Source organism: Streptosporangium sp. NPDC005286, from assembly GCF_040607515.1.
In the GTDB taxonomy this organism is placed as follows: domain Bacteria; phylum Actinomycetota; class Actinomycetes; order Streptosporangiales; family Streptosporangiaceae; genus Streptosporangium.
The window spans coordinates 36,202-42,737 of record NZ_JBEXGU010000073.1 but is presented as its reverse complement, the minus strand read 5'-3'; the positions used below and the strand labels follow the sequence as shown (position 1 = coordinate 42,737).

Sequence of the window (6,536 nt, the reverse complement as noted above, 5' to 3'; positions counted from 1 at the left end):
ATCCCCCCCCCCGCGCTCAGGCGCCCCAGGGTGGGGCCGACGGGGGTGGGGGGGGCACTCCACGGTTCCCGACACCCCACCCCCACCCGCGGGGGGCCCCGCACCATGGTGCGGGCCCTCCGGTCAGCGATCAGGCCTCGACGTTCTTGGGGTCGCCGTGGCAGCGCTTGTACTTCTTGCCGGAACCGCAGGGGCACGGCGCGTTGCGCTCGACGTTGCCGTACGCGTCACGCTCGGCCTTGGTGCTGATCCGGGTGTGCTCCACCTCACCGCTCTCCCCCGGAGCCGTGTACTCCAGCTCGGCGGGGCGCTGCGGGCCACGCAGGCCACGGGCGATGATCGAGCGGGTCTCCGCGACCGCCGCGTCCTCGGATGGCTCGGCCTCCTCGACGATCGGGTTGCTCTGCACCTCGACCTCAAGGTTGAACAGATAGCCGACCGACTCCTCCTTGATGCCCTCAAGCATCTGGGTGAACATCTCGAAGCCCTCGCGCTGGTATTCGATCAGCGGGTCGCGCTGGGCCATCGCGCGCAGGCCGATGCCCTCCTGGAGGTAGTCCATCTCGTACAGGTGCTCGCGCCACTTGCGGTCGAGAACCGACAGGATGACGCGGCGCTCCAGCACCCGCATGCCCTCCGGGTTCATGGCCTGCGCGTTGATCTCCTCCTCGCGACGGTCGTAGGCGGCCATCGCGTCGGCCTTCACCCGCTCGTTGAGGAACTGGGCGGTGAGCTCCTCGCGGCCCCCGGCCTCCTCGACGAGCTCGTCGGCGGTGATGCTGATCGGGTAGAGCTGACCGAGCGCCTTCCACAGCTTGTCGAGGTCCCACTCCTCGGCGAAGCCCTCGGCGGTGGCACCCGCGATGTACTCGTCGATCACGTCGTTGACGAAGCCGCGGATCTGCTCGTGCAGGTCCGCGCCCTCCAGCACCCGGTGGCGCTCGGCGTAGATCACCTTGCGCTGCCGGTTCATGACCTCGTCGTACTTCAGAACGTTCTTGCGGATCTCGAAGTTCTGCTGCTCGACCTGGTGCTGCGCGGAGGCGATGGCCTTCGAGACGATGCCCGACTCGATCGGTACGTCGTCCGGGATGTTGAGGCGCGTCATGATCATCTCGACCCTGGCCGAGTTGAACAGGCGCATGAGGTCGTCCTCAAGCGAGAGGTAGAAGCGCGACTCGCCCGGGTCTCCCTGACGGCCGGAACGGCCGCGGAGCTGGTTGTCGATGCGCCGCGACTCGTGCCGCTCGGTGCCCAGGACGTAGAGGCCGCCGAGTTCGGTGACCTCGTCGTGCTCGGCCTTCACGGCCTCCTTGGCCTTCTCCAGCGCCTCGCCCCAGGCCTTCTCGTACTCCTCCGGGGTCTCGACCGGGTCGAGGCCGCGGCTGCGCAGCTCCAGGTCGGCACGGAAGTCGGGGTTGCCGCCGAGCATGATGTCGGTGCCTCGACCGGCCATGTTGGTGGCCACGGTGACGGCGTGCTTGCGGCCCGCCTCGGCGATGATCGCGGCCTCACGGGCGTGGTTCTTCGCGTTGAGGACCTCGTGCTTGACGCCCTTGCGCTTGAGCTCCTTGGCCAGGCGCTCGGACTTGGCGACGCTCGTGGTGCCGACCAGGACCGGCTGGCCCCGCTCGTAGCGCTCCTTGATGTCCTCAACGCCGGCCAGGAACTTGGCGTCCTCGGTCTTGTAGACCACGTCGGCCTGGTCCTTACGGATCATCGGCCGGTTCGTCGGGATCGGGACGACGCCGAGCTTGTAGGTCTGGTGGAACTCGTTGGCCTCGGTCGCCGCGGTACCGGTCATGCCGGAGAGCGTCTCGTAGAGGCGGAAGTAGTTCTGCAGCGTGATCGTGGCGAGAGTCTGGTTCTCGTCCTTGATCTTGACGCCTTCCTTCGCCTCGATGGCCTGGTGCATGCCCTCGTTGTAGCGGCGGCCGTGCAGGACGCGACCGGTGAACTCGTCGACGATCAGGACCTCACCGTCGACGACGATGTAGTCCTTGTCCTTCTTGTAGAGCTCCTTGGCCTTCAGCGCGTTGTTGAGGAAGCCGACCAGGTGGGTGTGCTCGGGCTTGTAGAGGTTCTCGATGCCGAGCCAGTCCTCGACCTTCTCCACGCCGGACTCGAAGATGCCGACCGTGCGCTTCTTCTCGTCGACGGCGTAGTCGCCGGTGTTCTCCTCGCCGTCCTTGCCCTCGGTGCCCCTGCGGAGCCGGGGAACGATCTTGGCGAACTCGGAGTACCACTTGCCGGACTGCTCGCCGGGCCCTGAGATGATCAGCGGCGTCCTGGCCTCGTCGATGAGGATCGAGTCGACCTCGTCGACGACGGCGAAGTGGTGACCGCGCTGGACGCACTCCTCCAGCGACCACGCCATGTTGTCGCGCAGGTAGTCGAAGCCGAACTCGTTGTTCGTGCCGTACGTGATGTCGGCGTTGTACTGCTTGCGGCGCTCGTCGGAGGGCATGTTGGCCAGGATCACGCCGACCTCGAGACCGAGGAAGCGGTGGATGCGGCCCATCTCGTCGCCGTCGCGCTTGGCCAGGTAGTCGTTGACCGTGATGACGTGGACGCCCTTGCCCGAGATGGCGTTGAGGTAGGTGGGCAGCGTACAGGTGAGGGTCTTGCCCTCACCGGTGCGCATCTCCGAGATGTTGCCCATGTGCAGGTTGGCCCCGCCCATGATCTGCACGTCGAAGTGGCGCTTGCCCAGCACCCGCCGGGACGCCTCGCGAACGGTGGCGAAGGCCTCGGGAAGCAGGTCGTCGAGAGACTCACCGTCGATGTAGCGCTGCTTGTAGTCGGCGGTCAGCGCGCGAAGCTCGGCATCGGTCAGGCTCGTGAAGTCGTCTTCAATGGAGTTGACCTGGTCGGCGATCCGCTTGAGCTTACGCAGAAGCTTGCCTTCGCCGGCGCGAAGAATCTTATCGAGAAAGGCTGGCACTTTAGGTAAAGCTCCTCGCAGGTCTTCCGCGGCCGGACCGGCCCGGCTGAGGACGAGACATGGTTCTCCGCTGCCATCGTAGGCGGTTCCGCCACCAGACACAGCCACCCTGAAAGACGCTCTTGCGGCCTGTGGAGTTCCTTGCCCGCTTCTTTGAGAGAGTACGGCCAACTTCAAAGGGTATGTCGTCTTTTGTCATGTCCGCATCAGGTGATCGTGGGGACACGACACCGCCCCCCGGAGGTAGAGGCCGTGACGGCGAGGCAGAACCACTGGGGCAGGGCGTCATCCTGGCTGACGGTGACCGTGATCATGTTGGGTTTCGCCATCGCCGGAACCGGCCTCTGCATGGGTCCCGACTGGTTTCTCCTGTGGGCGGGCACGACGGTCTGCGTCATCGGGGTCATCCTGGTGCCGGTCTTCCGGGTCTTCCAGGACGTCGTCGTGGACGGGCCCCGCACGACGCGCGACCAGAGCGCCCGGGGCGTCCTCGGCTGACGCCGGGTGCGGTTCGCCCTCACCCGACCCGAATCCACCCCGTCCGGCGACGTTCTGACACCGGCATAGCATTTTCGTCGGTGTCAGGCGCTAGCCTCAGCCGCACACCGTGTTGTCTTCTCCCGGGGCGGTCAATGAAGCTCTCCCTCTCTTCGGACGAGGCCCGTCGTATCATCCTCCGCGCTCAGGGGTTCCTCGGCGCGGAGTCCCGGCGCGGCGGCGCCTCCGCGGCCCTGCGCCGCCTGGGTGCCGTCCAGCTCGACACGATCTCCGTGCTGGCCCGCTCCCACGAACTGGTCGCGTACGCCCGCCTCGGCGCCGTCGGCAGGCGGGAGGTCGAGCGGGCCTACTGGGACGAGCCCGCCAGGGCCTTCGAGTACTGGTGTCATGCCGCCTGCGTCCTGCCGATCGGCGACTGGCCGCTGTACGCCTTCAGGCGGAGGTATTTCCGGGCCAGGAAGTTCCGCTGGCACGAGGTGCCCGACAGTGTCGACAAGGTGCTGCAACGGGTCCGCGAGAGCGGCCCGATCACCACCGCCGACATCGGCGGAGCCAAGAAGGGCGGCCCGTGGTGGGACTGGTCCGACTCCAAGATCGCCATTGAGTGGCTGCTCGACACCGGCGAGGTCGTCTGCACGCGCAGGGTGGGCTGGCGCCGCGTCTACGACCTGGCCGAGCGCACGGTCCCCGGGCACCTGCTGGCCGAGGAGCCGTCCGACACCGAGTGCGTCACCCGGCTCGCCGGCATCGCCGGGCGCGCGCTCGGCGTGGCCACCCGCGCCGACCTCGTCGACTTCCTGCGTCTGAAGGCGCCCGAGGCGCTGCTGCTCGACAGGTGCCTGCGCGACGGGTCCGCCGGGCTGGTCCCCGTCCGCGTCCCCGAATGGCCCGAGCGCGCCGCCGACGCCTGGGCCGATCCCACCGCGCTGGAGACCGAGCCGAGGGGCCGGCACCGTACGACCCCGCTCTCCCCGTTCGACTCCCTCGTCTGGGATCGCGCGCGCACCGCCCGCGTGTTCGGTTTCAACCACCGCCTTGAGGCGTACGTTCCCAAGGAGAAGCGCGTCCACGGCTACTTCACGATGCCGGTCCTGGCCGGAGGCCGGCTGATCGGGCGTGTCGACCCCGCCCGCGAGGGTTCCACCCTGGTGGCCCGCCAGGTGAGCCTTGAACCCGGCGTCACCCCCGGCAGGGGCGCGACCTCGCTGGCCGGGGCACTCTGGGAGGCGGCGAGCTGGGTCGGCTGCGATGCCGTCCGGGTCGAGCGGGTGGATCCCCTGCTGGCCGGCCCCCTTCAGGACGCCCTGAGCCGGGTGCGCTGAGCACGGGCGCACCGGGCCGACCGCTGAGCCGCCGGGCCGCCCGGGCGCCGCAAGGCCCCGGCCGTCGCGCCCGTACGGCGGCACGGGTGCGGTGACCGTCCCGCGGTCACCGCACCGGGGGTGGGTCAGGTGATCTCAAGCATCCGCTCGCGGACCGCGTAGACCACCGCCTCCATCCGGGAGTGGAGCTGAAGCTTGTCCAGGATGTTCCTGACGTGGTTCTTCACTGTGTTCTCGGAGATGAACAGCTGCTTGGCGATCTCGCGGTTGTTCATCCCCTTCGCGACCAGGCGGAGCACCTCCATCTCCCGATCGGTCAGGCGCGGGACGGGGAGTTGTGGGGGCCGCTCGGCCTCCTTGCGGCTCATACTGGCGAACTCACTGATGAGTTTGGCGGCCATCGCCGGATTGATCAGCGACTGTCCTTCGTGGACACCGCGTACGGCCTCCGGCACCTCGTCGAGCTGGACGTTCTTCAGCAGGTAGCCGGTGGCACCCGCCTTGATCGCCTCGAAAAGATCTTCTTCCTCGTCACTCACGGTCAACATGATGATCCGCGTGCTCGGCACCGAGGCCTTGATCTCACGAGTGGCCTCGATACCGCTTCTCCGTGGCATCCGGACGTCCATGAGCATGACATCCGGAGTGAGGCGGTCGGCGAGCTCGACCGCCTCTTGCCCGTCGCTCGCCTCGCCGACAACCTCGATGTCCGTCTCCGCGGCCAGCGCCATCTCCAGACTGCGGCGGATCAGCGCGTGATCGTCAACGATCAGCACGCGGATCGGTTCGCCGCGTCCGGTCGAGCTGGTTGCGTCGTCGGGTTCCGTCACGCCTCCTCCTCGGGGGGCCAGAGCCGGTGGACCGCCATGATTACACGGGTTTCATGGTCCTCGGTTGGTCGGAGAGGATCTTCGAGCGCGTCCGTCAGGGCTCGACGAGCCGCAGCACGCCGTAGTTGTACCCCTGACGCAGGTATACGACGCTCGGCTGCCCGCTCTCCTTGTCACGGAATAGGTAGAAGTCGTGCCCCACCAATTCCATCTCGAGAAGTGCCTGGTCGATCGTGATGGGATCGGCCCTGTGGAACTTCTCCCTGACCATCAACGGCCCGTCTCCGTCCATCTGGATCGGGATGATGGTCTTGTCCTCGGAAAGGTCGGCCTCGGCCTGCTCGGTGAGCGACCGCTCCGGGGCGCTCTCGAACGTCTCCGCGAGCGCGGTGGCCGTCAGCTCGGCGACCGAGGGGGGGCAGTGGTTGCCGTGGTGGATCTTTCTCCGGTCGGCGAGGCGCCGCAGCCGTCCTTCGAGCTTGCCGAGTGCGATGTCAAGGGCGGCGAAACGGTCGTCGGCCGAGGCCTCCGCCCGGACCGCTGGACCACGTGAATGAATGGTGAGCTCGACGCGCTCTCGCTGATCGACGATACGGGGATTACGTTCCTTGGACACCTCCACGTCAACGCGAATGAGCTTGTGGTCCAAACGCTCGATCCTGGCCAGCTTGGTGTTCACGTGGTCACGGAATCGGTCACTCACTCCGGTGTGCCGACCCTTGACGATGATCTCCATGCACGGCCCCCCTTCGAATCTCGACGGTGGTACTGCGGCACCCGCTCGGCCGACCTGGTCTTCGTCCCCACATCCGCCTGCTGAGGGTTTCGCAGCTCTTTGCCACTACATGCCCTTCTCTTCTGGCGAGGAACATCTGGCTCCCCGGGAAGGCAGGACTTACCTCTAAGCCGCACCGTGATCGATCGACGAAAAGTCGTCTTACG

The 6,536-nt window shown here is 67.2% G+C and carries 5 protein-coding genes; 2 read left to right on the top strand and 3 right to left on the bottom strand.

Going from position 1 to position 6,536, the window contains the following annotated elements; translation table 11 throughout:
* Positions 1–130: 130 nt before the first annotated feature.
* Entirely contained in the window at positions 131–2,944 is a 2,814-nt protein-coding gene (gene secA / locus ABZU75_RS25105; RefSeq protein WP_355558739.1) for a preprotein translocase subunit SecA, read from the bottom strand.
* A 252-nt stretch (positions 2,945–3,196) separates the two neighbouring features.
* Here secA and ABZU75_RS25100 point away from each other — a divergent pair, with 252 nt between their 5' ends.
* Positions 3,197–3,442: an HGxxPAAW family protein gene (locus ABZU75_RS25100; protein WP_355558737.1), complete on the top strand. Its 246-nt coding sequence runs from the start codon at positions 3,197–3,199 to the stop codon at positions 3,440–3,442.
* A gap of 134 nt (positions 3,443–3,576) precedes the next feature.
* The gene (locus ABZU75_RS25095; protein WP_355558734.1) at positions 3,577–4,764 is read left to right on the top strand and encodes a crosslink repair DNA glycosylase YcaQ family protein; all 1,188 of its coding nucleotides are present in this window, start codon (positions 3,577–3,579) and stop codon (positions 4,762–4,764) included.
* Between the two features lie 125 nt (positions 4,765–4,889).
* Here ABZU75_RS25095 and ABZU75_RS25090 read toward each other — a convergent pair whose 3' ends face one another.
* Entirely contained in the window at positions 4,890–5,594 is a 705-nt protein-coding gene (locus tag ABZU75_RS25090) for a response regulator transcription factor (protein ID WP_030907303.1), read from the bottom strand.
* 94 nt (positions 5,595–5,688) lie between these two features.
* Positions 5,689–6,330, bottom strand: coding sequence for a ribosome-associated translation inhibitor RaiA (raiA, locus tag ABZU75_RS25085; protein ID WP_355558731.1), 642 nt, complete (start codon positions 6,328–6,330; stop codon positions 5,689–5,691).
* Between the last annotated feature and the right edge of the window lie 206 nt (positions 6,331–6,536).

Coding starts and splice junctions, on each gene's coding strand:
- raiA (WP_355558731.1), bottom strand. CDS start 6,330: ATGGAGATCATCGTCAAGGGTCGGCACACCGGAGTGAGTGACCGATTC.
- ABZU75_RS25095 (WP_355558734.1), top strand. CDS start 3,577: ATGAAGCTCTCCCTCTCTTCGGACGAGGCCCGTCGTATCATCCTCCGC.